The sequence below is a fragment of the Nocardia sp. NPDC004151 genome, assembly GCF_042874235.1.
Taxonomy (GTDB): Bacteria; Actinomycetota; Actinomycetes; order Mycobacteriales; family Mycobacteriaceae; genus Nocardia.
On the sequence record NZ_JBIAMR010000015.1, the window covers coordinates 148,728 to 174,131 of the forward strand.

Sequence of the window (25,404 nt, forward strand, 5' to 3'; positions counted from 1 at the left end):
CCACCAACCCCCTGACCCCTTCCGCCCAGTGGCACACCCTGGAGGGGATTTGTCTGGTTCGCCGCCAGGATGTGCCACTCGGCGAGGCGTCAGCCGTTGGTGATGGAGCGGACCGAGACTCGCCAGCGGCCGTCGAGTTGGACCAGGGTGTCGTGGTATCTGCCCATGCCGATCAGGCGTGGGGCGGTGGTGGTGTCGGCGAAGAACTGCCAGACGGACTCTGCCCGTGCGGAATCGGGTCCGAGGAGGGTGATTGCCGTGCAGCTCGTCACGTGGCGGGTTCTGGTTCCCGGGCCGGCGATGCCGGCGTCGCGCCGGGCCTGGGCGCTGGCCGCGATCTCTGTTGCGCCACGGAAGATCTGCGGTGCGATGCCGGACTGGGGGTCGCCCTCGCGCTCCCAGACTGCGTCCGGGGTGTAGTGCTCGAAATACTCGTCGATCGGGCCCTCGTCGGCGAGATGGGAGAGGTGGGCGAGCAGGGATCGGATCTGCTCGGCGTGGTCGGTCATAGGGTTGTCCTCGTCCAGGGCGGTTAGACGCCGTAGCCGCCGTCGATGTCGAGCTTTTGGCCGCTGATGAAGTCGGCGCGGTCCGAGGCGAGGAAGCAGACCGCCTCGGCGATGTCCTGGGCGTCGCCGAAACGGCGCAGGGGGATGTTGTTCTTGGTGATTTCGAGGGCGTGGGCGTCCAGGTCGCCGGAGGCGATGAGGCGGTCGGCCATGCCGTCGGTCGTCATGCCGGGGCCGACGCTGTTGGCGCGGACGCCGAATCTGCCCTCCTCAGCGGCGATTCCGCGCACCAGCGCCTCGACCGCGCCCTTGGGGGCGATGGACAGGCCGTCGCGCACCGGGAACCGGGCGGTGCCGGCGGTGGTGATGGCGACAATGCTGCCCTTGGTCTCGCGCAGGTGCGGCAGGGCCGCGTGGACGGCGTTGAAGAAGCCGGACACGTCGTCGAGGATCTGGCCGCGGAAGTCGGCGGGAGCGATCTTGCTCAGATGCCGCATGGGCACGTGCGGTCCGGCGGCGTAGACGAGCGTGTGGATGCCGCCGAACTCCGCGGCGACCTGGCCGACGACTTCGCCGGTCCGGTCGGCGTCGGACAGGTCGATCTGCCAGGCCCGGGCGCGCGGGCCGGCGGTCTGCGCGGTGGTGAGGAGCCCATCGAGGGACTGTGGTGAGCGGAAGTAGGTCAGGGCGAGGTCGCTGCCGCGATCGAGGAGCATCCGCGCGCACGCTCCGCCCAGCCCGCCGCTCGCGCCCAGGACCAGCGCCGCGCCTGCCCGGTGACTGAAGTCGTCCACGATTCCTCCTCGGTTGCTCCACTCTGTTCATAGCGAACAGGCTCAAACCAAGCAAGTGCTTGATTGTTTACTGGGATGAAGGGGAGTAAGTACATACGTCATGCGGGATGTTTTTCACTTCGTGCTCGGATTTCTGATCGTCCTCACGGTGGTGACGTTCGCCAGCGGGTTCGGCTACACCAACCCGTATGGGCGGTTCGCCAAGGATGGTGAGCGTTTCGCGGTGCGGGGTCCGTGGGCCTGGCTGTTGTTCGAGAATCCGCAGTGGTGGGCGTTCACCGTCACTTTCTGGCTGGTCGTCAAGGATCCGCAGCCGCCGGCGGTGGTGTTGTACGCACTGTGGCAGGTGCACTATCTCTACCGCGGGCTGATCTATCCGCTGCTGCGGGCGTCCACCAAGGGATTCCCCGTGTACGGGATCGTCTTCGGAATGGTGTTCAACGCCGCCAACGGATTCGTCAACGGCTACGCCGTCGCCGATGCGCAGCACCTGCGGGACTCGGGGTGGTTCACCGACCCGCGCTTCCTCATCGGGCTGGTGGTGGCCGTGGCGGGGTGGGCGATCAACTTCCATGCCGACCGCGCTCTGATCGCCTTGCGCGGTGACGGATTCACCGGCTACCGCATCCCGTACGGCGGTGCGTTCCGCTGGGTGTCGAGCGCGAACTACTTCGGTGAGCTGGTGCTGTGGGTGGGGTGGGCACTCATGTCGTGGACGTGGGCGGGCCTGGTGTTCGTGCTGTTCACCGTGGCCAACCTGCTGCCGCGGGCGGTGTCCACCCATCGGTGGTACCGCGAGCGATTCGAGGACTATCCCAGCGACCGCAAGGCGATGATTCCCTACCTGATCTGAGACCTATCGGGTCGGGAGGGCGACCCGGGCCGCGAGAACGCGCCGCAGCCGCCACGGCAGTGCCGCGAACAGCGCCGCCATGGCCGTCGCGGTGCCGCGCGGATCGTCGCGGCCGGACAGGTAGGCCCGCTGGGCGGTGACCGGCAGCGCGAAGAAGGTGTCGAAGAACAGCGGTAGCTCGGCGGGCGGAATCGCCAGCAGGACGCGTAGTCCCGCCTGGCGCAACAGGTGTACGGCTCGGGCCGAGGCGGGCCACGCCGATTCTCCGGCCAGGACGGCGTCGGCCAGGCGCAGTGATGTGGCGACGCTGTAGCCGGTCGCGGGATGGGTGAAGGCTCCCGCCGCACCGAACGTCGACCGCTTCGGCTTGCCGCCGTGGACGGGGAAGCGGACGCGTTCGACGGGTTCGGCGCCGGTGAGAGTGATTCCGCGGGACCGCAATCGGTGGGTCAGACGGGCCTCGAGCGTGTTCTGGTCGAGGGCGGGGCGTCCGGCCAGGCAGGTCTCTTCCAGGAGGATGCGGTTGTCGTCCAAGGGAACCGCGTAGAGGAACGAGCGCGGGTCGGTGGGGGCCGCACCGTTGTCGTCACGCCAGTCCATGAACAAGGTGTCCGGGTCGGGGTAGTGGGCGCGGTCGGTGATCACGCCGTACGCCGTCTGCTCGGCCAGGGCGGGGGAGCGCGGGATGCCGCGCGCGTCGACGACCCGGCCCGCGGGGAGGGTGTGGCCGGAGGCGAGCCGTGCCGAGGGGAGGTCGAGTCCGTCGTGGCGGTGCCGGGCCGCGATGTCGATGGCGGTGACGGAGTCCTGGATCAGGCGGGCGCCGGAGATGTCGAGCGAATCCTGAAGTGCCGCAGTGTCGAACACTAGATAGGGTCGGTCGATCTCGACGCGGCGGGTCGTCCAGGCGACGGGCCGCTCGATCCTTGTCGCGATCGCCGCGTCGGCGACCCACGCCGGCAGCTCGTCCGCCCACGCCGCATAGGTGGCCGTCCACCGTCGGCGCGGGTGCGGATCGACCACGGTGACCGTCAGCCCGTGCGCCAAGGCGCGGTGGGCGAGGGTCCGTCCGGCCGGGCCCGCGCCGCAGATGAGCAGATCATCGGTCACCCCGTGATTGGATCATGCCGGATCGCCCGCATACTCTTCGGGAATCGAATGCCGGGCCGGGGAGGGCTCGGGCCGTCCGCGAAAGGTGATCAGATGACCTATCCACCAGCCGGATCCGGGGGCGATCCCACTGTCCACCGCCAGCCGCAACCCGGCGAGCCCGATGCCGCCTGGTGGGATCAGCCCGCCCAGGGGACCGGCGGACACCAGGTGCAGCAGCCCGGATGGCCGGGACAGCAGCCGGTCGACCAGGGCTGGCAGCCGACGCAGACGAACTGGCCTGCGCAGCAGGGATATCCGCAGGCGGGCCAGCCGCAGGACACCGGGTACGGGCAGCCGCCGGGGTTCGCGCAGAGCCTGAGGTACGGCCAGCAGCAGCCGGACGGGCCGGGCTTCCCGCCCCCGCCGGGCTTCCCGCAGCAGCCGGGTTATCCGCCGCAGCAGCCGAAGTCGAACACCGGGCTGATCATCGGTGTGGTGCTGGGCGCGGTCGTGCTGCTGGCGGTGGCGGTCGGCGCGATCGTGCTCGTCTCCGGGGGCGACGACGCCACCCAGGCCGACGCCACCTCCACCACCGAGAGCCCGACCCTGGTGCCCGCCACCTCGGCCCCGCCCCGCACCACCGCGACCACCTCCAAGGCCGCGCCCGGCGGCAGCCGCTTCAGCTACACCGAGTACGGCAAGGACTGGAACTTCAAGCTCGGTGACGTCGCCCTCCACGCCACCTACGTGACCGGCCAGGACTACGATTCCTGCGCCCCGATCGAGAAGGCCGGGAAGATGACCGGCCTGGGCTGCAAGCGCGCCTCGTCCATGGCGTGGAAGGCCGAGAGCGGCGGGCTCATGCTTACCCAGCTGGTCCTCACCATGTCCGACGACGCGAAGGCGTCCGCCGCGCACAACCAGTTCGAGGACACCGACCTGGAACTGCCCGACGGCAGCTACATCGCCGACTTCGAGACCGGCAAGTGGCGCGACGGCAGCCAGAGCAAGTTCGTCGTCGTCACCGTCGCCACCGCCACCGCCGCGGTCGACGAGGCCACCGTCAGCAAGTACCTGCAGTACCGCAACAGCGACACCATCGGCGCCCTCGCCTTCCGCTGACCTTCCCCCCGAAACGACCGTGCCCGGCACCGAATCCCGGTGCCGGGCATGTCTTTTCGATTCCGACTCTCAGATGCCGCCGGTAGCCAGCAGGCCGCCGTCCACCCGCACCGTCGTCCCGGTGATCCACGACGACTCGTCCGAGGCGAGGAACCCGATCAGCGCCGCCACATCCTCCGGCGACCCGAGCCGCTTCATCGGATACACCCCCGCCGCCGCCTCCTCGTCCGCCGAGTACAGCGCATCGGCGAACTTGGTCTTGATCACGCCCGGCGCGACCGCGTTCACCCGAATCTTCGGCCCCAGCTGCCACGACAGCTCCTCGGTGAGCCGGATGAGCGCCGCCTTGGACGCCCCGTAGGCGGCGATCACCCCGGTCGACCGCAGCCCGGCGACGCTGGCCACATTCACCACCGCACCCCCGTGCTCACCCATCCACGCCTTGTACGCCTGCTGCACATACCCCAGCGCCGCAACGACATTCACATCGAAGATCTTGCGCACGGCGTCGAGATCGGCCTCCATGAGCGACCCGTACACCGGATTGATCCCGGTGTTGTTGATCAGCACATCCAGCGACCCGAACTGCGCGACCGCGGTAGCGACCTGCTCGGCCCGCGCCGCGGCGTCCCCGGAGTTCCCGGCCACCGCCACGACCTTGCCCGCATGCCCCAGCCCGCGCAGCTTCTCGGCAGCCTCCTCCAGCGGCTCGGGCTTCCGCGCGGAGATCACCACATTGGCCCCCCGGGCCAACAGCTCCGCCGCCACCGCGAACCCGATACCCCGGCTCGCCCCGGTGACCAGTGCACTCTTACCCGCCAAGTTCTCACTCATGTGATGGCACGTTACTTCAGTCCCTTGGCATGAGCGATCTCGCACTGGTTCGGTGATCGTGCCGTCCTCCAGCGGCGAGGGTCCGCGGCAAATATTGCTGACTAGTTGCCGAAGGGTTCGATTCGGTATGGTCGATACCTGAGGGGCGCGATACATCAGGGAACACGACGGCTCGACGCATGATGCAGGAGGCCAGATGTTGCATACCGATGTTCCGACGCGAGGCGAGATCAAAGCGCTGGCCGCCGAGGCCGAACCGTGGAGTGTCGCGATATACACCCCGACCGTGGCCGACACCGCGGCACCGGATCAGAACCGCATCGCATTCTCGAACCATGTGCGCGATGCGCTGGGCGGGATCGATGATCGCCACGCCCGCGCGGCGCTGCAGGAAGAGTTCGACGATCTGGTCGACGACGAGGACTTCTGGCGATTCCAATCCAATACGCTGGTGGCCCTGGCCACTCCGGAACGGGTGCGGACCTATCGCCTCCCGAATCGCTTGCGGGAAGGCGTCTTCGTAGGATCCAGATTCCACCTCAAACCCCTATTGCGGGCGACCACCTTTCCGCAGGCGGCCTTCGTGCTCGCCCTGTCGGAGGGGGCTGTCCGCCTGATCGAAGTCAGCGCGGACGGCGGCGCCGAGGAGACTCGGATACCGGGTCTTCCGGTGAGCGCCGCCGATCATGCCCGCAAGGCATCGCTGAGCGGCCGTGCGCCCAAGGGCCGGATTCAGGGGACCGAGGGGCGCAAAGTGCGGGTGCGGCAATACGCCAGGGCCGTGGACCAGGGGCTGAGGGATCTGCTGACGGGGCGAGAAGCGCCGCTGATTCTCGCGGCGGCCGAGCCGATCGATTCGCTGTATCGGTCCGTCAACAGCTACCCGGACCTGCTGGCGGAGTCCATTCCCGGCAATCCCGAGCAGCTTTCCGCGGCCGAACTCGGTGCTCGGTCCCGGATCATTCTCGACACCCACTACGCGAGCCAACTGGCCGATCTGCACGCCTTGTTCGACCAACGGCGCGGAGAGGGGCGCGCAACCACTGATATCGCCGAGATCGCCCGCGCTGCCACCCTCGGCATGGTCGACACCTTGCTGGTCGACATCGACGTCACCGTGCCCGGCGACGTCGCCGCGGACGACGGAGCGGTGACACTGGAGACCGAATCGGATTCCGACGCACCAGGTGTCGTCGACGAGATCAGTAGACGAGTGCTCCTGTCCGACGGCCGGGTGCTGGCGGTTCGTACCGAGGACATGCCCGACGGCACACCCGCCGCCGCGATTTTGCGATACAGGTTCTGAGTTCCCCGTGCGTTCGTCCGCCGACCACTGTCCGGCATGCGGAAACGCGGCGGCTGGACCGGGCACCCGGTGGCAGGAATCGGAATACCTGGGTCGGGCTCCGATCCGCGCCGCAAGCTGAGTAGTCGCCTACGCGCGCTCGCCGACATGACGGCTCTAGAATCAGTTGTGTCATACCTGTTTTGGACCGTAGATGGCGGTGGTGACGGTCTCGCGCCGCACCATGAGGAAGCCTGCTCCTGGATGGCGGCGTTCCGGAGTGGCCTGTATTAGTTTGTTTGCCTTGGCAAACCAAACCTCGACGGGGGTGCGAGGTCATGCTGGTGAAGATTCATCACAACGGTGACGATGTACTGATCGCGTGGAAGCCCGACGGGTTCATCGCCGGGTGTCGCGGGTTCGCGCTGCTGCGTCGCCGCAACGGTATCGAAGAAGTGGTCAGCACCTGGGTCGGGTTCGAAGGCGACCAGGCCGTGGACGGTGAACGGCGAGCGTCCACGAACTGGCCGATCCAGAAGTATCAGTGGACCGATTACATGGCCGGCCCTGGAGACCGATTGGCGTACCGGGTCCTTCCGATGATCGGTCCCGACAAGGCCAACCTTCGTCCTGACCCGGATTCGGCCGGCGACTGGACCGATGAGATCACTCTCACCCCGGAGGAGTCGCCCGGTATCGAGGCGGTGTTCAATCGTGGAATCGTTGCCGCGCAATGGGTTTCACGAAGGTTGGGGGTCTCCGGTCACGATCTGCAGAACGCCGAGCTGGAAACGGTGATCCGGACTTCCGGGAATCCGCTACGGGACTATCTGGCCGGGCCGCTCGGCGCTCGGTTGTTCACGCTGCTCGCATCCGCGGCCCAAGACCACCGCGATGTGTACGCGGCGCTCTACGAACTCGATGACCCGCAGCTGATCGCCGCGCTGGCGCGCCTGGGTGAGCGTGCGCATGTCGTGCTGGCGAACGGGAGTGTGAAGAACCAGGGGGACGATCAGAACGCCGATGCGCGTGCCACATTGCGGGGGCAGGTCGAGCTGCACGACCGGATGTGTTCCCCGCGGGCCTTGGGACACAACAAGTTCCTGATCATCTGTGACCACGACGCTCGGCCGCGCTGGGTGTGGACCGGCAGCCAGAACTGGACCATGACCGGCCTGTGCACCCAGGCCAACAACTCGCTGCTGATCGACGATCCGGCCCTGGCCGAACAGTATCGGCAACAGTGGGAACGCCTGAAAGACGCCGGCGACGACACTCCCGAGTCCCTGCGCGCCTCCAACAGCACACCGCGCGACCTCACAGTGGACCCGGCCCACGTGCGACTGTGGTTCACCCCGACCCGCGACCGCGCCGACCTCGAGGACGCCCGCACCGCCATTACCGGCGCTCGGACCGCCATCTTGTTCCTGATGTTCAACCCGGGCCCGAAGGACACCCTGCTCAACACGATCCTCGATGTCGCGCACACCGCCCATTCCGGGCGTCTGTACATCCGCGGCGTGCTCAATCAGGACCCCAGCACCACCGCCAACCCGGTGCACCTGTTCGATCAGGACAACACCGAACGGGCCGACTTCGACGTCGTGTTGCCCGCGGCGATCGACGCACCCACCGCCTTCTTCCGGGAAGAGCTGAAGAAGCTGGACCGCGCGTTCGCGATGGTGCACAGCAAGGTCATCGTCATCGACCCCTTCGGGCCGAATCCCGTCCTGCTCACCGGGTCGCATAACCTCGGCCCGAAGGCCAGCGGTACCAACGATGAGAATCTGCTCATCATCCGCGACACCCCGGGCCTGGCTGACGCCTACGCCACCAACATCATGTCCGTGTACAACCAATATCGGTGGCGCTTCCGCCGGCACCTGCAGCCCGTCGACAAGCGGTGGAAAGGTCTCCTGGACAGCGACTCCTGGCAGAACTGGCACCTCGAGCCCGACAGCCCGCAGTACCGCGAGATCGACTTCTGGGTCGGACGGTCAACACCATGACCGCGGTCTCGAGAGCTGCCTCGCGGGTGATTGATTCCTGATCCGCGGACTCCGTCGGTCAGCGCAAGTCGATGTCGGAGATCACCAGTGGGGGCCAGGCGATCACCTCACCCACCGCGGAGAAGGCTTTGTCCAGCCCTTGTCTGTCACGCAGATGATCGTGGTGCGCGCCCAGCCAGATTCCCCCGACGGCGAAATAGGGGATCCCGAAGGCGATTGCCAGGTACGCGATTTGGCGAATGGAGAGACGCTGGTCCAGCAGCTTGGTCAACTCGGATGTGGTCAGGCGATATTGCCGAGGATCGGCTGGGATTCGACGACGCCCTGGTCGTCTCGCGGGCGCCTGAACCGGTCCCGGCAAATAACGGTGCCGCGTCCCGGGCCGGACCGGGTCCCTCTTGCCAGGGGCTACCATGCTGGTCCCGCACCGGTGCGCGGCGGCGGGATCGCTTGTGGAGGAAGGGCGGCGGCCGGGTGCTGGATCGTGGCAAGACATCGCACATTCTGTCCACTGTGGCCGAGCCGCTCTCGGGTCGGTTGCCCGGCATCGCCACGGGGCTGTCCGAGCGGATCCTCGCCGAAGACGCCGCGTACGCGGGGCTGATCGCGCCCACGGAGCTGCGGGACACCATCCTGCACAACCTGCGCCAGACCGTGGCCTCGATGCTGGACCGTTCGAAGGATCAGCCGATCGATCTTTCCGACGCGACCTGGACCGGGCGGACGCGGGCCCGGCAAGGGCTGCCGCTGGCCTCGCTGCAGGACGCGTATCGGCGTGGCTGCCGGCTGCTGTGGGAGGCGATGATCGCGACGGTGACGGAGCAGGATCCGGCGGCGCTGCCCGATCTGCTGCCGTGCGTGGGGGATCTGTGGGACATCGTCGATCTGCTGATCGGCGCTGTCACCGACGCCTATCAGGCGGTGGAGTCGGAGCGCCTGGCGCGGGACGGCGAGCGGCGCAACGCGATTCTCGATGTGCTGCTCGGCGGTCCGGGCGCGGCCTTCCCCGCGGGCGGGGGCGCCGGTCTGATCGCGGAGGCGTCGGCGTTCCTCGGCCTGTCCGAGCGCGCTCGCTACGCGGTGGCCGCGGTGCGGTCGGTGGGGATCGGCGCGGGTCTGCCTCGCGATCAGGGTCGCCCGGCCACCGACGGCTTCCACATCCTGTGGCGGATCCGCGCCGACCACGAGGTGGGGCTGATCGCGCTCGGCGCCGACGCGTTGACCGAGCCGGCCCGGCTGCTCCGGGAGCGGGGGGTGGCGGCCGGAATCAGTCCGGTGGTGGGCTCGCTGGCCGAAGTGGCCAGGGCCCGTTGGCTGGCCGAGATCGCCTTGCGGACCTGCGTGCCCGACATCGACGAGGTGGTGGTGCTCGATCAGCGACTGCCCGCCGCGCTGGTCGCCGCGCAATCCGACCTTGCCGAGCGGCTCCGGACCGTGGTGCTCGGCGAGGTGCTTCGATTGCCCGCGGCCGAACGTGACGTGCTGCTCGCCACCGTATCCGCGTGGCTCGACTCGGGCGGGTCAGCGGCGGGCGCGGCGGCGGCGTTGTACTGCCACCGCAACACCGTGCTGAACCGGTTGCGGCGGATCGAGGAGCTCACCGGCCGGTCCATCACCGAACCCCGCGCGATGATCGAGCTCGCGCTGGCGGTCGAGGCGGCCCGCCGATAGCCCCGGTCTGGGCAGGCGAAACAGTCTCACGACCGCCCGTCTGTGCTCAGGCACAAGACTTTCGCCGGGAAACGGATTCCGGCCGCACGCGGCGGGAACGCGCCATAGCTTTCCGCCAGGCAAACGGCCTAGTCGCCGGACCGCAGTCACGCTGCGCCGGTGTGTAATCCGCCCTCCGGGCCGCATTCGAAAGGGACGGTGTTCGCGCATGCGCATTCGCACCTCCATCCTCCGCGCCGCCGTGACGGCCCTCGTCACGGCGGCGGTCACCGCGCTGACTCTCACCGGCGTCGCGCCGCCCGCCCACGCCGACGGCATTCCGAGCGTGGGCCGGAACTGGGCTGCGGCGGGCCCCTATTCGCCGGAGGTCAGTATCGGTGTCGTGCACACGCTGTACTACCCGCAGACCATGGGCGCGCACGGGGAGAAGCACCCGGTGATCATCTGGGGCAACGGGACCGGCGTGCTGCCCGGGGCGTATACCCTGCTGCTGCGCCACTACGCCAGCCACGGCTTCATCGTGGTGGCAGCCAATACGCCCGTGAGCAATTTCGCGATCACCATGCGCAGCGGGATCGACCTCATCGAGAAGCTCAACGGTGATCCATCCAGCGTCTTCTACGGCAAGGTCAACCTGGACCGGATCGGGTCCGCGGGACACTCCCAGGGTGGGTCGGGTGCGATCAACGCCGCCGTCGACCCCCGCGTCGACACGGTCGTCGCGATCCAGCCGGGACCCCTCAACGACCCCGGCCAGCTCCACAAGCCGTCGCTGTTCCTCGCCGGCCAGTTCGACGCGATCGTGTGGCCGGTCCTGGTGAAGGCCATGTACAACGCCGTCGACCAGGCCCCGGCCGAGTACGCGGAGCTGCGCGGGGCCACCCACTTCGGCACCGGCATCACAGGTGGGGACATGCGCGGCCCGTCCACGGCCTGGCTCCGGTACTGGCTGATGGACGACGCGAACGCCCGCACCGAATTCTTCGGCCCCGACTGCGGCTTCTGCACTGACTCCCAACAGTTCTCCGACTTCCGGCGAAACGGATTGGCCAACCAGATTCCGGGCTGACACTCGATGGGCAAGGTGCGCACCCGAATTCGGAGACGGGTGCGCACCACAGCCGATCACAGGGATCAGCTAATTTCCGACATACCATGAGCAACAACACGACTGCTGCTCGACTATCCTCACCTACTCCAGGATGCGCGCGATGGTAGCTGGGGGTAACATTCGACGAGTGAACGAAACCTGTTACAGCGGAGCATGTTTAACGTGTCGCCGGATAGACAGGCGTATCACGGTCTCTCCGGCACGTCGGTAGCATCGCCGCGGACCGGACTGCAGGGTCCGCGCAGGTTACGGGATATCGATGCGGCACAGGACCGATCGCATCCCCGCAGCAATCACCGACGTGATTTCGTTTGTTCTGAGCACTTCTCACCGATCATGTTTCACCCGTTCATGGGAGTTGCACGTTGAAGATGTTCGAGTTTCCAGTGCCGAACCGCTGCGCGGAGCCGCGCGAGTGAAGCTGCACTCGCCAGAATTCGCCGCCGACCCGCACCGCGCGTACGAGGACCTGCGCCGCCGGTACGGCCCTGTGGCGCCCATCGAACTGGCCGCCGGAATTCCTGCCGTTCTGGTCCTCGGCTATCGCGAGGCGCTACGGATTCTCGGTGACCCCGAGCGCTTTCCGGCCGATTCGCGTGCCTGGGAGGAGACCATTCCGGAGAGCTGCCCGGTCATGCCCATCATGGAGTGGGGTCCCGTGGAATCGTCGGACAAGGGCCGGTCGACCCACCGTTCGGCCTATCTGGCCGCAATGGCCGACATCGACCAGTACCGGCTCCTCGGCACGGTCGAATCCGCCGCTGTGCCATTGATCAACAGTTTTTGCGGCGTCGGGCAGGCCGACCTGCTCGCCGACTACGCCCGCCCGCTCACCCTGCGCGTCCTCAACGAGTTGATGGGCCTGCCGCCCGTGCTCGGCGCGGAAGCCGGCGCCGCACTGATGGATCTGATCGAGGCCACCGACACGGCCGCCGCAGACCTCGCCGAGCGCCGATTCCGCGCCGTCCTGGCCGAATCGGTAGCCACCAGGCGGCGTTCCCCGGACCGCGACGTCACCTCGACCCTGATCGGCCACGCCGCCGGTTTCGCCGATGCCGAGATCGTCGAACAACTGGCCGAGCTCTACGCCATGGGCGCGGAATCGACCTGGAATCTCATCGTCAGCGCCCTGGTCCTGATGGCCGACGACACCTCCTTCCATGACGACGTCCTCGCCGGCTCCCTCCAACTGCGCGACGCCATCGACAAGGTCCTGTTCACCGACCCCCCGCTCGCCAACGCATGCCCCCGCTACCCGCAGCAGCCCCAGCTGGTGGGCAGCTCCTGGCTCCCAGCGAACCAACCGGTCCTGATCAGCATTACCGCGTGCAATAACGACCCCGCCGTCTCCGGCGACCACACCGGCAATCGCTCCCACCTCGCCTGGGGTTCGGGCGCCCACACCTGTCCGGCCCAGCCGATAGCCTCCATCATCGCTCGCGAGGCCCTCGACCAACTCCTCGATGCCCTCCCCGACATCAAACTCGCGGTCCCCCTGTCCGAACTGCCATGGCGCACCAGCACTTTCCATCGCGCCCCGGTCACCGTCCCGGTGACCTTTCCGCCCTCCCTGCCCCTGGTCCCGTGATCGTGGCGGACCCGGCACCGGACTCGCGGACGAACCGGGACCGACGGGTACCTCGGTCCGCTCGGGTGAGCTATCGCGCACCGGTTTCGAGGGCCGGGCTGGTGCGGATCAGGTGGTCGAACGCACCGAGGGCCGCCGTCGCTCCGGCGCCGGCGGCGACGATGATCTGCTTGAACGGGGCCGTGGTGCAGTCGCCCGCCGCGTACACGCCGGGAACGGACGTGTGGCCGTGATCGTCGATGACGATCTCACCGCGCTGGGTGAGATCGACAGTGCCGGAGAGCCATTCGGTGTTGGGTAGCAGTCCGATCTGGACGAAGACGCCATCCACGTCGACCGAATGCCACGCCCCGGTCGTGCGATCGGCGTAGGTCAGGCCCGTGACCTTGACGCCGTCGCCGACCACCTCGGTCGTCTGCGCGCTGAGCAGGATGTCGATATTGGGCAGGCTGCGGAGCTTGCGCTGCAGGACTTCGTCGGCACGCAGCTCGGCGTCGAATTCGACCAGCGTCACGTGCGCGACGATCCCGGCGAGATCGATGGCGGCCTCGACGCCGGAATTGCCGCCGCCGATCACCGCCACGCGCTTGCCCTTGAACAAGGGGCCGTCACAGTGCGGGCAGTAGGTGACGCCCTTGTTCCGGTATTCGGTCTCGCCGGGAACGTTCATCGACCGCCACCGCGCCCCCGTGGAGAGGATCACGCTGCGAGCCAGCAGGCGCGCACCGCTCGCGAGTTCCACCTCGACCAGACCCTGCTCCGTGACCGCCGGGATCAGCGCCGTGGCGTGCTGCGCGTTCATGATATCGACGTCGTACCGGCGAACATGGTCGTCCAGCGCGGCGGCGAGCTTCGGGCCCTCGGTGTAGGGCACCGAGGCGAAATTCTCGACGCCCACCGTGTCGAGCACCTGACCGCCGAAGCGCTCCGCCACGACTCCGGTCCGAATTCCCTTGCGCGCCGCGTAGATCGCCGCGGTGGCTCCCGCCGGTCCGCCGCCCACGACGAGCACGTCGAAGGGGTCCTTCTCGGAGATCGTGGTGGCGGTGCGCGCCGCGGCCCCGACATCGAGCCGGCCGACGATCTGCTCGAGGCTCATCCGGCCCGAGCCGAACGGTTCACCATTGAGGAACACGCTCGGCACCGCCATCACCTGGCGGTTGGCGACCTCGTCCGGGAACAGTGCCCCATCGATCGCGGTGTGCGTGATGGTCGGGTTCAGGACGCACATCAGGTTCAGCGCCTGCACGACATCGGGACAGTTCTGGCAGGACAGGGAGAAATAGGTCTCGAAGTGGAACTCGCCCTCGAGATCGCGCACCTGGGCGAGCAGCTCCGCGGCCTCCTTCGAGGGGTGGCCGCCGACCTGCAGCAGCGCGAGAACCAAAGACGAGAACTCGTGTCCGAGTGGGATTCCGGCGAACCCGACCTCGATGCCGGTGCCCGCGCGGCGGATCACGAACGACGGCCGGCGCGGGTCGTCGCCGGTGCGCGCGTGGGTGACCAGATCCGACAGACCGGCGATCTCGTCGAGGAGTTCGGCGAGTTCCGCGGACTTGGGGCGGTCATCGAGGGTGGACACCAGCTCGATCGGCTGAGTCACCTTCTCCAGCAGTGTCTTCAGTTGGCGTGCGAGCGAGGCGTCGAGCATGCGGGTCTACTCCGATGGGTCGGGAACGGGTGCGGGCAGGCGTCGGCGAATCAGATCTTGCCGACGAGCTCCAGGGACGGGGCCAGGGTCTCCTCGCCCTCTTCCCACTTGGCCGGGCAGACCTCGCCCGGGTGCGAGCGAACGTACTGGGCGGCCTTGACCTTGCGCAGCAGCTCGGATGCGTTGCGGCCGACGCCCTCCGCGGTGACCTCGGTGAACTGGACGACGCCGTCCGGGTCGACCAGGAAGGTGCCGCGGTCGGCCAGGCCCTCGTCCTCGCGAAGCACCCCGAAGTCGGCGCTGATCCGGAGGGCGGGGTCGCCGATCATGGCGTACTTGATCTTGCCGATGGTGTCGGAGGACGCGTGCCACGCCTTGTGCGTGAAGTGGGTGTCGGTGGAGACGGAGAAGACCTCGACGCCCAGGCGCTGCAGCTCGTCGTAGTGGTCGGCGAGGTCGCCGAGCTCGGTCGGGCACACGAAGGTGAAGTCGGCTGGGTAGAAGAAGAAGACCGCCCACTTGCCCTGGATGTCCGCGTCCGAAACGGTCACGAAGGAGCCGTCCTTGAACGCCTCCGCCGAGAAGGACTTGATCCGCTTGTTGATCAGCGACATGAATTGGCCTCATTCCGAAAGGTGGTGGGATCGCTGTTTTCGAAACTATCGAGCGCTAATTGATAGAACCAATCGGAATTCATTCTTTGATTGATAGTGCGAGGCAATAAGGGCTGGACAGGGTTTCTGTCGCGATCCGTGCCGCGATCGGAAGTGTGACCGATGCCTCACCGGGGGCTGGCTGCGCGGGTGCCGTCCTGGGTCGGAGTTCGACCGGAAAGTTCGATGTATGCGCAGGTAGGTGGCATGAGATCGGCGGATCGGCACGGCGGTCACGCATGCAAATCGACCGCTCGAAGCCAATGTACGTTTCGGTGTGGAACCATGGCCAAGTTTCGCCGACAAGGCAGGTTGCACATTCTCGAATTCGCCGCATAATGACTTCAGTTCACATGACTCACATCACAATAGGCGTGCGAGAGTAGGGATCGTCATTTGCGTGCCCAAGGCCCGCGGAAACGCCCCACATTGTTCCTCGGTGGGTCGATCTGGTCGCCGGGCGAGCCCGAATACGAGACGCTCGGCATCGCGGACGGCCGGGTCGTAGCGGTCGGCGCGGACGCCCTGCGGTGGTCCCGGACCGTGCCGGCCGGTGATCTGCGGACCGTCGATCTACGCGGAGGCTTCCTGATGCCCGCGTTCGGCGAGGGGCACGCGCATCCCATCTTCGGCGGACTCGAGGCCGTCGGCCCTCAGGTGCGAACCTGCACAAGCGTTTCCGAGATCGCCGAAGTGCTGCGTCGATGGGCCGGGCGGCATCCCGGCCCCGGCTGGATCATCGGAGCGGGCTACGACAGCAGTCTCGCCCCCGACGGGCTCTTCGACGCCGCCTGGCTCGACAACGCGGTCCCGGACCGCCCGGTCTTGTTGCGGGCCTGGGACTATCACACGGTCTGGTGCAATTCGGCGGCGCTCGAACTGGCCGGCATCACCGCCGACACACCCGAACCGGTGCTCGGCGAGATCCCGAGGCGGCCGGACGGGAGCCCACTCGGCACGCTGCGCGAGGCCGGGGCGGTGGACCTGCTCCTGGCCGCCGCACCCGCCGGCGAGACCACCGCGCGGGTCGACGCGCTGCGGCGCGCGACCGCGCAGTACGCGCGGCACGGTGTCACCTGGGTACAAGACGCCTGGGTGGAGGCGTCCGACGTCGCCGTCTACCTCGAGGCCGCTCGCTCCGGTGCGCTGTCGACCCGCGTGAACCTGGCGCTGCTGGCCGACCCGCGCCGGTTCACCGAGGACCTGCCCACCCTGCTCGCCTCCCGCGCCCGGGTCCGGACCCTCGATCACCCACTGCTGACCGCGAATTCGGTCAAGTTCTTCGCCGACGGCATCATCGAGAACGAGACCGCTGCGCTGCTCGAACCGTATTGCACCCACCGCCATTCGCGCGGCATGGACACCTGGGAGCCCGCGGCGCTGGCCGACGCCGCCGCGGCCGTCGACGCCGCCGGGTTCCAGCTGCACATCCACGCCATTGGCGATGCGGCGGTCCGTTCGGCACTCGACGCGGTCGTGTCCTGCGCCGACCGCAACGGGCCGCGCGACCGGCGACCGGTGATCGCCCACGCGCAACTGATCAGCCCCGACGACATTCCACGGTTCGCCGCACTCGGCGTGGTGGCGAATGTGCAGCCGCTGTGGGCACAACTCGACCCCGTCATGGTCGATCTGACCATGCCCCGGCTCGGCGCTCGGCGTTCCGAACGCCAATACCCTTTCCGGAGCCTGGCCGAGAGCGGCGCCCGCCTGGCGTTCGGCTCCGATTGGCCGGTGTCGTCGGCGATTCCGCTCGACGGCATCGCGACGGCGGTGACCCGCCGCAACGCCGCGGGTGAACCGAGTGGCGGCTGGATTCCCGGCGAGCTCCTCGACATCACCACCGCCCTGGACGCCTACACCGCCGGCGTCGCCCACCAGGCCTTCGCGGACCGCCGCGACGCCGCGTGGGGGACTCTGGCCCCCGGTTCCGCCGCCGATCTGGTGTGGCTCGACACCGACCCGAGATCGTCTGCCCCGCCATCGATCCCGGAGATCAAGGTGCTGGAGACCTGGCTGGCCGGACACACCACCTACCGCCTCGCCGCGGCGGGGAACCGCACGACCATCGAATGCGAGAACGACGATGACCTTGCCTGAAGCCCGGACCACACCCCGGGCTCGGACCGGCGACCCCACCGGTGACGCCCAGCTGCGGCGCGTCCTCGGCCTGCCGTCGCTGATCCTGTTCGGCCTGGTGTACATGGGACGGACCCTGGTGATCGGCGCCGTCTGGCTGAGTGTGGGCGTGCTCTACCTCGGCATCCTGACCCGCGGTTTCCGTCGGCCCCCGCCTACGCTGACGCTGGCGCACTGACCCGTTCGCGACGGCCGGGGACTCCTGCCGCTCACTCCTTGACTGAATTTTTAGTCAGGGATACCGTTGCAGCCTTCGAGCAAGACCGGATTTTTGGGAGATATGTATGCAGCGTCGTCGGTTCGTACAGACGGGTATCGGTGTGGTCGGCGGGGTGCTCCTCGCCGCCAAGGCCGCCTCGGCCATGCCCGCCACCGGCAGTGGGGGCGGCGACCGGCCGTGGTCGATGCCGGAGGAAGGGGAGCCGCACAAGCGCACCTGGATGGCGTTCGGCGCGAGTGCCGCCTATGGTGACGTGCTGCCTGAGGCCCAGCGCAACCTGGCCTCGATCGCGCAGGCCATCGCGCGGTTCGAGCCGGTGTCGATGCTGGTCCGTCCCGAGGAGATGGACATCGCGCGCGGGCTGATCGGCGGGGCGAACGTCGAGCTGGTGCCCGCCGCGCTCGACGATCTGTGGATGCGCGACACCGGGCCGGTGTTCGTCAAGGGCGGCGGCGGCAAGGCCGGGGTCGACTTCAACTTCAACGGGTGGGGCAACAAGCAGGCGCACGGGCAGGACGCGCGGGTGGCGGGCCTGGTCGCCGGTCGCGCGGGGGCGCGGACCGTGTCGACCGAGCTGGTGCTCGAGGGCGGCGGGATCGAGGTCGACGGCGAGGGCACCGCCATCATCACCGAGAGCTGTGTGCTCAACGCCAATCGCAACCCCGGCTGGAGCAAGGCCGATGTCGAGGCCGAACTGGACAAGCTGCTCGGGCTGAAGAAGATCATCTGGCTGCCCGGCATCGCGGGGCAGGACATCACCGACGGGCATACCGACTTCTACGCCCGCTTCGCCCGGCCCGGGGTGGTGGTGGCCGCGCTCGACACCGACCCGAAGTCCTACGACCACGACGTCACCAAGCGCCACCTCGAGATCCTGAAGACGGCCACCGATGCGCGCGGCCGGCAGGTGCAGGTGGAGGTCATCAAGGCGCCGACCCAGGTCCGGTCCGAGTACAAGACCAAGGACTTCGCGGCCGGGTACATCAACTTCTACGTCTGCAACGGCGCGGTCATCGCCCCGGAATTCGGTGACGCCGAAGCGGATTCGGCCGCCAAGTCCACCCTGGCCCGGCTGTTCCCGAACCGGCAGATCGTGCAGGTGAACATCGACGGCATCGCCTGGGGTGGCGGCGGTATCCACTGCACCACGCAGCAGGAACCGGTGGACTAGACCACCTGCGGGATCACGGAGGCCGCCCCGCGCGCCGGTGTTGGCTGAAATTTCAGTCAAGATTAGAGTCGGTGTGCGGGGCTTTCGAAAAGTACGGGAGAGAAAGCATGGGTATGGGCCGATTCGCGAGCGGTGCGCTGAGCCGCCTGCTGGGAGATTCGCGCGACTTCGAGGACGACGGCCGCCGCTGGTCGATGCCGGAGGAAGGCGATCCGCACCGGCGGACCTGGATGGCCTTCGGCGCGAACGAGGCGGTGTGGGGGAGACGCCTGCTGCCACAGGTCCAGCACGATCTGGCGCGGATCGCGCTGACGATCGCGCGATTCGAACCCGTCTCGGTGGTGGTCCGCCCCGAGGACCTCGATCTGGCCCGCCGCCTGCTCACCGACCCCCGTATCGACCTGATCCCCGCGCCGCTCGACGACATCTGGATGCGCGATTCCGGACCGGTCTTCGTACACGGCGAGAACGGTATGGCCGCGGTCGATTTCAACTTCAACGGCTGGGGCGGGAAACAGAAGGCCCGGCAGGATCGCAAGGTGGCCGACTTCGTCACCCGCACGGCGGGAGTGGAGTCCTTGCCCGCCGAATTGGTGCTCGAGGGCGGCGGAATCGAGGTCGACGGCCAGGGCACCGCCATCATCACCGAAAGCTGTGTGCTCAACAACAATCGGAACCCGGGCTGGAAGAAGAAGGACGTCGAGGACGAGCTGCGATACCTGCTCGGCCTCGAGAGGATCATCTGGCTGCCGGGCATCGCCGGCTACGACATCACCGACGGGCACACCGACTTCTACGCCCGCTTCGCCCGGCCGGGTGTGGTCGTGGCGGGGCTGGACACCGACCCGGACTCCTTCGACTACGACGTCACCCACACGCATCTCGAGATCCTGCGCTCGGCCACCGACGCCCGGGGCAGGCCCTTGCGGGTCGAGGTGATCGAGGGGCCGTCGCAGGTCCGCCCGCAGTTCGACGGCGAGGACTTCGCGGCGGGCTACATCAACTTCTACGTCTGCAACGGCGCGGTGATCGCACCCGAATTCGATGATCCCCGAGCGGATTCGGCGGCACACGCCACCCTGCGTCGCCTGTTCCCGGACCGCTACGTCGCGCAGATCCCGATCGACGGCATCGCCGCGGGCGGTGGCGGCATCCACTGCACCACCCAGCAGGAACCCGCGAACCTGAGCACTCCGCCCACCCCTCGGGACCCGTATACGTCCGATCATCCGGCACATCCGTAAAGTGAGGTTCCGTGTCCGACCGTCAGACTCAGATCCTGGAAGCAGCCATTCGCGTCATCGCCCAGGACGGCGTGCGCGGGCTGCGTATCGAGAAGCTCGCCGCCGAAGCCGGAGTCTCCACGGCGCTGATCTACTACCACTTCAAGGATCGGTCGGGCGTGCTCGACGCCGCGCTGGGATTCATCAACGCCCAGGCGCAGCGCTATACCGATTCGGCGTTCGCGATCGCCAATCCCCGTGCCGCGCTGGAACATATGCTGCTGCTGGAGATCCAGGACGTTCCCGACGTGCGCAACAACAGCATCGCCTGGGGCGAACTCCGGGCCAGCGCGGTCTTCTCCGAGGATCTGCGCGAACAGCTGCGCACCACGACCGAGAGCTGGGTCGAGGAAGCGGCCGCCCTCATCGAGCGGGCCCGCGAGGCGGGGCTCGCGGTCCGCGACGTCAACCCCACCGCCGCCGCCGAACGCCTCACCGCCCTCGTGGAGGGCCTCAGTGAGCGCTGGCTCAGCGGCTCCCTGGACCTGGCTCGCGCCCGCGAATTGCTCGCGGGCGCGGTCGTCGCCGAACTGGGCCGGGTCTGACACCGATCAGATCGTGGCGAGCTCGGCAGTGATTGCGCCGGAGAGCAATTCACGGGTCCGCTCGATAGTGCAGTACCCGCTGAGCCACCGTTTGCTCAAGCCTTCCACCAGGGTCGTGAGGCGTTCGGCCGCGCCGGTCAGGTCGGGCGCTGGGCTACCGTGCGCGGTCTCGACCACCTTCCGCATCACATCCGCGACATGGTCGACCCATTCACCGGTGGTCGACCGCAATGTCTCCCGCAGCTCCGGCGCGAACACCGCGCTGGCCCGCAGTTCGCCCCAGGCGATGCAGTGCATGCGCACGTCGAGCGCGCTCTGCAGTTCCACCAGCAGCATCCGGTCGAGTGCGGCGCGCGGGCACAGGTCCGCGGGCACCGCCTCCTCGATGTGCGCCGCCGCCCGCAGATCGAGATATTCGAGGGCATGGCGCAGCACGCCCGCCCGATCCTCGAAGTAGTGGTAGATCAGTGCGGTCGAGACGCGGGCCTCGGCGGCGACCTTGCCGATGCGCAAACCCTGCACCCCGTCCTCGGCGATCACCCGGACCGCCGCGTCCAGGATGTGCCGTTCACGTTCCCTCACCGCGCTAGCCGACCGGCTGCTGCTGGGTGGTGCAGTGGATACCGCCGCCGCCCGCGGCGATGCCGTCGATATCGATCTGTACGACCTCGCGGTCCGGGAACAGACGCTCGAGGGTGTCCTTGGCGGCCACATCGCCGTCCGGATCGCCGAACTGCGGCGCGATGACAGCACCGTTGCAGACGTAGAAGTTGATGTACCCGGCCGCGAAGTCCTTCTCGTTCCGGTATTGCGGGCGTACCTGCGCCGGACCTTCGATCACCTCCACCCGCAGCGGGTTGCCGTGCATATCCGTTGCGTCCCTCAGTATTTCGAGGTGACGCTGGGTGACGTCGTGGTCGTAGGACTCGGGGTCGGTGTCGAGGCCCGCCACGACGACGCCCGGCCGCGCGAAGCGGGCGTAGAAGTCGGTGTGGCCGTCGGTGATGTCGTGCCCCTTGATGCCGGGCAGCCAGATGATCTTCTCGAGGCCGAGCAGGTACTTCAGCTCGGACTCGACCTCCGGCTTGCTCCAACCCGGGTTCCGATTGTCGTTGAGCACACAGCTTTCGGTGATGATGGCGGTGCCCTCGCCGTCGACCTCGATCCCGCCGCCCTCGAGCACCAGACCGGTGTGCAGCGTTTCGACCCCGGCCCGGCCGGTGACGATCTGCGCGACCTTCGCGTCCTGGGCGTGCGACTGTTTCCCGCCCCACCCGTTGAAGTTGAAATCGACCCCCGCGAGCGCCCCGCCGCCCTTGACGAACACCGGCCCGGTGTCGCGCATCCACAGATCGTCGAGCGCGGCGGGCACCAGCTCGACGTTCGCGCCGCCGATCAGCCCGCGCGCGATGTCCATCTCCTCGGGACGGACCAGCATCGACACCGGCTCGAACCGCGCGATGGCCTGCGCGATCGAAGCCAGGTTGTGGCGGACCACCGGGAGCAGCTCCGCGCCCCAGACCCGTTCGCTCGCACCGAATGCCATCCAGGTCCGGGTGTGCGGATCGCCCTCCTCGGGCATCAACCAGGCGCGGTCGTCATGCGGAACCCGGCTGGGCGGAGTGTCATTGGTGTCCGAGCCGGTGTCGTCGCACGCGGCCAGCAGCAGGCCGCCCGCCATCGCCATGCTCACCTGAAAGAATCGCCGCCGCCGCATCGCGCCACTCCTTGTTGTCCGGTCCGTTGATGGGTTCCGATCGCATGAGCGATCGCAGGGCTACCGAGATGATAGCCCTGACTGAAAATTCAATCGATAGCCGCCGTACGGGCGCGTCATGCACTTGTAGTGCGAAGTCCGTCGCACTTCCAGTGGACGGTCGGGCGAATACTGACTGAAAATTTAGACACATTGTCATGGCGATCACGGGAGTGATGCGGCGCACACTGATCCACACCGAACATCCCCAACCGGAGAGATCAGGATGAAGTTTCGCTCGATCACCACGACCGCGGCCCTGGCGGCGGCCGCTCTCGCCAGCACGTCGATGACCGCGAATGTCGCTGGTGCGCAGCCGGATTCGCCGACCTCGGCACCCGGCATCCAGTACCGGGCCACCCTGGTCGACCACTCGGTCGTGGTCACCACCGACGCCGGTTCGCTGGCCGCCCGGGACGGCCGGTTCGAGGTGCTCGACCGCAGCGGCGCACCGGTCGCGGTGCTGCCGCTGAGTTATCAGCGTGAGGGCATGGTCTGGCCGATCGCGGCCCGCGTCGAGGGCAACACCGCCACCTTGACGCCCGGTACCGATCCGGCCGCGGCGGTGCCGGTTCCGGCGGGAACGCCGACGCTGACCTCGATCGACGCGACCGCCAATCCCAACTACAACCAGGCGCTGGCCAACTTCTCCAGTGCCGCCACCATCGGCGCCGCGGTCGGCACCCTGATCGGAACCGCGATCGGCGCGGCCGTGGGCTGCGTCGCGGGCGGGGCGCTGCTGGGCGCCAGCGCGGGCATCCCGACCCTGGGGACCCTGGCGATCCCGGGCGCGATCGGCGGTTGCCTGGTCACCGCCGCCGCCACCGCGCCGCTGGGTGCGGCCGTCGGTCTGATCGCCGTCGGCGGGCCGATCACGGCGGTGGCCCTGTTCCAGTTCTTCGCCGACCTGGCCACCCCGCCCGCTCCGGTGAACTGACCGCAACCCGCTGACCGGCAGGTATCGCAGCAGGTCCAGGCCGGTCAGCGCCATTGACTAACAATTTGGTCAGTGTGAAGATGCCCCTACGTTTCGACGTCCGAACGATCGGAAGAACGCAAATGGAAAGCAGTACAACCACCACCTGGCGAATGCCGGCCGAATGGGCGCCGCACGAGCGCTGCCTCATGGCGTGGCCGACCCGCGAAAGCCTGTGGGGCCCCTACTTCGAGGAAGCGAAAGCGGAGTACGCCGCGACCGCGAACGCCATCGGTGACTTCGAGCCGCTGCTGATGATCGCCAATCCGGGTCAGGCCGACGAGGTGCGCAAGGCGTGCGGCAGGGCGGTCGATGTCGTCGAGATGCCGATCGACGATTCCTGGATCCGGGATTCCGGGCCGCTGATCGTGCGGGATCGGGACGGGCGGCGCGCGGGCGTCGACTTCCGCTTCAACTCGTGGGGCGAACGATTCCTGCCCTACGACAAGGACGACGCACTCGCCGGGCGGATACTCCAGGCCCTCGGTTTCGATCGCCACGCCTCGGGCATGGTGCTCGAGGGCGGCTCGATCACCGTCGACGGCGAGGGCACCCTCATCACCACCGAGCAGTGCCTGCTCAACCCGAATCGCAACCCGTCGATGTCGCGGGAGGAGATCGAGGCGGAGTTGCGGCTGCGACTGGGCATCACGACCGTGATCTGGCTGCCCTACGGGCATTTCGACGACGCTCACACCGACGGCCACGTCGACGGCGTCTGCACGTTCGTGCGGCCGGGCGCGGTGGTCGCCCAGACCTGTACGAATCCTGATCTGCCCGATTACGAGCGGATGGCCGCCAACCTCGAGGTGCTGCGGTCCGCGACCGACTCGGCGGGCCGGCCGTTCGAAATCTACGAACTGCCCGAATTCCCGGTCACCACCCTGCCCGACGGCACCGACACCATGGTCGCCTACGCCAACTTCTACGTCGCCAACGGCGCGGTGATCACCCCGACCGCCGGGCACGAACTCGACGAGCCCGCGCTGGACACCCTGCGCAAGGCCTTCCCCGATCGCGAAGTCGTCGGCGTCCCGGGCAATATCGTCGCCTTCGGCGGCGGTGGCGTCCACTGCATCACCCAGCAGATCCCGGCCGTGACCAGCGCGGGGGTGAACCTGTGAGCGACCTCGATTTCCGTGGACCCGACCACACCGATGACGGCACCTTCGTCACCGTCACCGCGCTCGGCACGCCGACGTCCTCACCGGCCCGCACCGACCCGCCGACGCGGACCCCGATCCGGGTCGGCGCGGTGCAGACCAGCTGGCACGCCGATCCGGACGAACATCGCGCGGTCCTGGCCGCCGGCGTCGCCCGCGCGGCGCTGCTCGGGGCGCAGGTGGTGTGCCTGCAGGAACTGACCCTGAGCCCGTACTTCGCGACCGTGCCCGACAACGCCGAGGCCGCGGCGCACCGGGAGACCATTCCCGACGGGCCCACCACCACGTTCGCGCGGGACCTCGCTGCCCGCCACGGGATCCTGGTGCACGCCTCGCTCTACGAGCACAGCGACACCGGCCGCGGGTACAACACCGCGATCCTGGTCGCGCCCAGCGGCGAGGTGCTGGCCCGCACCCGCAAACTTCACATTCCCCAATTCCCCGGGTATCACGAGGACCGCTATTTCGATTCCGACGACAGCGGATTCCCGGTGATCGACGCGGCGGGCAGCCGATTCGGATTCCCCACCTGCTGGGATCAGTGGTTCCCGGAACTGGCGCGCGTGTATTCGCTGCGCGGCGCGGAGATTCTGGTCTATCCGACCGCGATCGGCAGTGATCCCGAATTGAAGGAATTCGACACTCTGCCGATGTGGCATCAGATGATCGCGGCCAATGGCCTGGCGAATGCCACCTTCATGGTCGCGGTGAATCGGATCGGGCACGAGGACGGCATCACCTTCTACGGGTCGTCGTTCATTTCCGATCCGTACGGGCGGACGATCGTGCAGGCTCCGCGGGACCGGGACACCGTCCTGGTCGCGGACCTGGATCTGGACCAGCGTCGGGACTGGCTCACCTTCGGCATGTTCGACACCCGCCGCCCGGCCAGTTACGGCGCTCTCACCGCCGAATCTGCCGCCGTCGAGGCATAACAGCACCACCCCTCCCGTGCCCGGCGGCTAGCCCGCGGCACACC

The 25,404-nt window shown here is 68.0% G+C and carries 23 protein-coding genes and 1 pseudogene; 15 read left to right on the plus strand and 9 right to left on the minus strand.

Features of this window, described 5'->3' with window-relative positions; genetic code table 11:
• Nucleotides 1–89: 89 nt before the first annotated feature.
• The gene (locus ACFYTS_RS28775) at nt 90–509 is read right to left on the minus strand and encodes a nuclear transport factor 2 family protein (protein ID WP_357287496.1); all 420 of its coding nucleotides are present in this window, start codon (nt 507–509) and stop codon (nt 90–92) included.
• A gap of 23 nt (nt 510–532) precedes the next feature.
• The gene (locus tag ACFYTS_RS28780) at nt 533–1,303 is read right to left on the minus strand and encodes an SDR family NAD(P)-dependent oxidoreductase (protein ID WP_387308573.1); all 771 of its coding nucleotides are present in this window, start codon (nt 1,301–1,303) and stop codon (nt 533–535) included.
• Between the two features lie 100 nt (nt 1,304–1,403).
• Between ACFYTS_RS28780 and ACFYTS_RS28785 the strand changes: the two genes are divergently transcribed.
• Nucleotides 1,404–2,156 (plus strand): DUF1295 domain-containing protein, encoded by a 753-nt coding sequence (locus ACFYTS_RS28785; protein WP_387308575.1) that lies wholly within the window; start codon nt 1,404–1,406, stop codon nt 2,154–2,156.
• A gap of 3 nt (nt 2,157–2,159) precedes the next feature.
• Here ACFYTS_RS28785 and ACFYTS_RS28790 read toward each other — a convergent pair whose 3' ends face one another.
• Nucleotides 2,160–3,266 carry a lycopene cyclase family protein gene (locus ACFYTS_RS28790; RefSeq protein ID WP_387308577.1) on the minus strand — a complete coding sequence of 369 codons (1,107 nt, stop codon included), beginning with the start codon at nt 3,264–3,266 and terminating at the stop codon, nt 2,160–2,162.
• Between the two features lie 93 nt (nt 3,267–3,359).
• Here ACFYTS_RS28790 and ACFYTS_RS28795 point away from each other — a divergent pair, with 93 nt between their 5' ends.
• Nucleotides 3,360–4,370 (plus strand): hypothetical protein, encoded by a 1,011-nt coding sequence (locus ACFYTS_RS28795; protein WP_357287485.1) that lies wholly within the window; start codon nt 3,360–3,362, stop codon nt 4,368–4,370.
• A gap of 69 nt (nt 4,371–4,439) precedes the next feature.
• Here ACFYTS_RS28795 and ACFYTS_RS28800 read toward each other — a convergent pair whose 3' ends face one another.
• Nucleotides 4,440–5,204, minus strand: a complete 765-nt coding sequence (locus ACFYTS_RS28800; protein WP_387308579.1) for an SDR family oxidoreductase — start codon at nt 5,202–5,204, stop codon at nt 4,440–4,442.
• A gap of 286 nt (nt 5,205–5,490) precedes the next feature.
• On the opposite strand from ACFYTS_RS28800, the gene ACFYTS_RS28805 reads away from it, so the two are divergent.
• Nucleotides 5,491–6,510 carry a hypothetical protein gene (locus ACFYTS_RS28805; protein WP_387308581.1) on the plus strand — a complete coding sequence of 340 codons (1,020 nt, stop codon included), beginning with the start codon at nt 5,491–5,493 and terminating at the stop codon, nt 6,508–6,510.
• A gap of 317 nt (nt 6,511–6,827) precedes the next feature.
• Nucleotides 6,828–8,498: a phospholipase D-like domain-containing protein gene (locus tag ACFYTS_RS28810; RefSeq protein WP_387308583.1), complete on the plus strand. Its 1,671-nt coding sequence runs from the start codon at nt 6,828–6,830 to the stop codon at nt 8,496–8,498.
• Nucleotides 8,499–8,556: 58 nt separating this feature from the next.
• On the opposite strand, the gene ACFYTS_RS28815 is transcribed toward ACFYTS_RS28810, so the two are convergent.
• Entirely contained in the window at nt 8,557–8,769 is a 213-nt protein-coding gene (locus ACFYTS_RS28815) for a hypothetical protein (RefSeq protein ID WP_387308585.1), read from the minus strand.
• Between the two features lie 242 nt (nt 8,770–9,011).
• Here ACFYTS_RS28815 and ACFYTS_RS28820 point away from each other — a divergent pair, with 242 nt between their 5' ends.
• The 3 genes from ACFYTS_RS28820 (at nt 9,012) to ACFYTS_RS28830 (ending at nt 12,868) form a co-directional block, all read left to right on the plus strand.
• Nucleotides 9,012–10,169, plus strand: coding sequence for a helix-turn-helix domain-containing protein (locus tag ACFYTS_RS28820; RefSeq protein WP_387308586.1), 1,158 nt, complete (start codon nt 9,012–9,014; stop codon nt 10,167–10,169).
• A gap of 208 nt (nt 10,170–10,377) precedes the next feature.
• Nucleotides 10,378–11,238, plus strand: coding sequence for an alpha/beta hydrolase family protein (locus ACFYTS_RS28825; protein ID WP_387308588.1), 861 nt, complete (start codon nt 10,378–10,380; stop codon nt 11,236–11,238).
• Nucleotides 11,239–11,695: 457 nt separating this feature from the next.
• Nucleotides 11,696–12,868, plus strand: coding sequence for a cytochrome P450 (locus tag ACFYTS_RS28830; protein WP_387308590.1), 1,173 nt, complete (start codon nt 11,696–11,698; stop codon nt 12,866–12,868).
• Nucleotides 12,869–12,938: 70 nt separating this feature from the next.
• Here ACFYTS_RS28830 and ahpF read toward each other — a convergent pair whose 3' ends face one another.
• Nucleotides 12,939–14,519, minus strand: a complete 1,581-nt coding sequence (gene ahpF / locus ACFYTS_RS28835; protein ID WP_387308592.1) for an alkyl hydroperoxide reductase subunit F — start codon at nt 14,517–14,519, stop codon at nt 12,939–12,941.
• Between the two features lie 50 nt (nt 14,520–14,569).
• Complete coding sequence (ahpC, locus tag ACFYTS_RS28840) at nt 14,570–15,133, minus strand: alkyl hydroperoxide reductase subunit C (RefSeq protein ID WP_387308594.1); 564 nt, start codon at nt 15,131–15,133, stop codon at nt 14,570–14,572.
• A 435-nt stretch (nt 15,134–15,568) separates the two neighbouring features.
• On the opposite strand from ahpC, the gene ACFYTS_RS28845 reads away from it, so the two are divergent.
• The 5 genes and pseudogenes from ACFYTS_RS28845 (at nt 15,569) to ACFYTS_RS28865 (ending at nt 20,530) form a co-directional block, all read left to right on the plus strand.
• A complete protein-coding gene (locus ACFYTS_RS28845) occupies nt 15,569–17,272 on the plus strand; it encodes an amidohydrolase (RefSeq protein WP_387308596.1) in 1,704 nt (567 codons plus the stop codon).
• Nucleotides 17,259–17,489, plus strand: coding sequence for a hypothetical protein (locus tag ACFYTS_RS28850; RefSeq protein ID WP_387308598.1), 231 nt, complete (start codon nt 17,259–17,261; stop codon nt 17,487–17,489). Before ACFYTS_RS28845 ends, ACFYTS_RS28850 begins: the two co-directional genes overlap by 14 nt.
• Nucleotides 17,490–17,595: 106 nt before the next feature.
• Nucleotides 17,596–18,702 carry an agmatine/peptidylarginine deiminase gene (locus tag ACFYTS_RS28855; protein ID WP_387308600.1) on the plus strand — a complete coding sequence of 369 codons (1,107 nt, stop codon included), beginning with the start codon at nt 17,596–17,598 and terminating at the stop codon, nt 18,700–18,702.
• Between the two features lie 73 nt (nt 18,703–18,775).
• A pseudogene (locus ACFYTS_RS28860) lies at nt 18,776–19,880 on the plus strand (agmatine/peptidylarginine deiminase); the annotation flags it as partial.
• A gap of 77 nt (nt 19,881–19,957) precedes the next feature.
• The gene (locus ACFYTS_RS28865) at nt 19,958–20,530 is read left to right on the plus strand and encodes a TetR/AcrR family transcriptional regulator (RefSeq protein ID WP_357289061.1); all 573 of its coding nucleotides are present in this window, start codon (nt 19,958–19,960) and stop codon (nt 20,528–20,530) included.
• Nucleotides 20,531–20,536: 6 nt separating this feature from the next.
• Here ACFYTS_RS28865 and ACFYTS_RS28870 read toward each other — a convergent pair whose 3' ends face one another.
• Nucleotides 20,537–21,112, minus strand: coding sequence for a TetR/AcrR family transcriptional regulator (locus ACFYTS_RS28870; RefSeq protein WP_387308602.1), 576 nt, complete (start codon nt 21,110–21,112; stop codon nt 20,537–20,539).
• Nucleotides 21,113–21,116: 4 nt separating this feature from the next.
• The gene (locus ACFYTS_RS28875) at nt 21,117–22,247 is read right to left on the minus strand and encodes an agmatine/peptidylarginine deiminase (RefSeq protein ID WP_387308604.1); all 1,131 of its coding nucleotides are present in this window, start codon (nt 22,245–22,247) and stop codon (nt 21,117–21,119) included.
• Between the two features lie 265 nt (nt 22,248–22,512).
• Here ACFYTS_RS28875 and ACFYTS_RS28880 point away from each other — a divergent pair, with 265 nt between their 5' ends.
• From ACFYTS_RS28880 to ACFYTS_RS28890, 3 genes are all read left to right on the plus strand, one after another.
• Nucleotides 22,513–23,223: a hypothetical protein gene (locus tag ACFYTS_RS28880; protein WP_387308606.1), complete on the plus strand. Its 711-nt coding sequence runs from the start codon at nt 22,513–22,515 to the stop codon at nt 23,221–23,223.
• Between the two features lie 122 nt (nt 23,224–23,345).
• Nucleotides 23,346–24,386 carry an agmatine/peptidylarginine deiminase gene (locus ACFYTS_RS28885; RefSeq protein WP_387308608.1) on the plus strand — a complete coding sequence of 347 codons (1,041 nt, stop codon included), beginning with the start codon at nt 23,346–23,348 and terminating at the stop codon, nt 24,384–24,386.
• Nucleotides 24,383–25,360, plus strand: a complete 978-nt coding sequence (locus ACFYTS_RS28890) for a nitrilase-related carbon-nitrogen hydrolase (RefSeq protein WP_357289076.1) — start codon at nt 24,383–24,385, stop codon at nt 25,358–25,360. The genes ACFYTS_RS28885 and ACFYTS_RS28890 overlap by 4 nt, the downstream gene beginning before the upstream one ends.
• Nucleotides 25,361–25,404: the final 44 nt, after the last annotated feature.

Coding starts and splice junctions, on each gene's coding strand:
- ACFYTS_RS28875 (WP_387308604.1), bottom strand. CDS start 22,247: ATGCGGCGGCGGCGATTCTTTCAGGTGAGCATGGCGATGGCGGGCGGC.
- ACFYTS_RS28785 (WP_387308575.1), top strand. CDS start 1,404: ATGCGGGATGTTTTTCACTTCGTGCTCGGATTTCTGATCGTCCTCACG.
- ACFYTS_RS28795 (WP_357287485.1), top strand. CDS start 3,360: ATGACCTATCCACCAGCCGGATCCGGGGGCGATCCCACTGTCCACCGC.
- ahpC (WP_387308594.1), bottom strand. CDS start 15,133: ATGTCGCTGATCAACAAGCGGATCAAGTCCTTCTCGGCGGAGGCGTTC.
- ACFYTS_RS28800 (WP_387308579.1), bottom strand. CDS start 5,204: ATGAGTGAGAACTTGGCGGGTAAGAGTGCACTGGTCACCGGGGCGAGC.
- ahpF (WP_387308592.1), bottom strand. CDS start 14,519: ATGCTCGACGCCTCGCTCGCACGCCAACTGAAGACACTGCTGGAGAAG.
- ACFYTS_RS28885 (WP_387308608.1), top strand. CDS start 23,346: ATGGAAAGCAGTACAACCACCACCTGGCGAATGCCGGCCGAATGGGCG.
- ACFYTS_RS28855 (WP_387308600.1), top strand. CDS start 17,596: ATGCAGCGTCGTCGGTTCGTACAGACGGGTATCGGTGTGGTCGGCGGG.
- ACFYTS_RS28880 (WP_387308606.1), top strand. CDS start 22,513: ATGAAGTTTCGCTCGATCACCACGACCGCGGCCCTGGCGGCGGCCGCT.
- ACFYTS_RS28810 (WP_387308583.1), top strand. CDS start 6,828: ATGCTGGTGAAGATTCATCACAACGGTGACGATGTACTGATCGCGTGG.
- ACFYTS_RS28775 (WP_357287496.1), bottom strand. CDS start 509: ATGACCGACCACGCCGAGCAGATCCGATCCCTGCTCGCCCACCTCTCC.
- ACFYTS_RS28825 (WP_387308588.1), top strand. CDS start 10,378: ATGCGCATTCGCACCTCCATCCTCCGCGCCGCCGTGACGGCCCTCGTC.
- ACFYTS_RS28850 (WP_387308598.1), top strand. CDS start 17,259: ATGACCTTGCCTGAAGCCCGGACCACACCCCGGGCTCGGACCGGCGAC.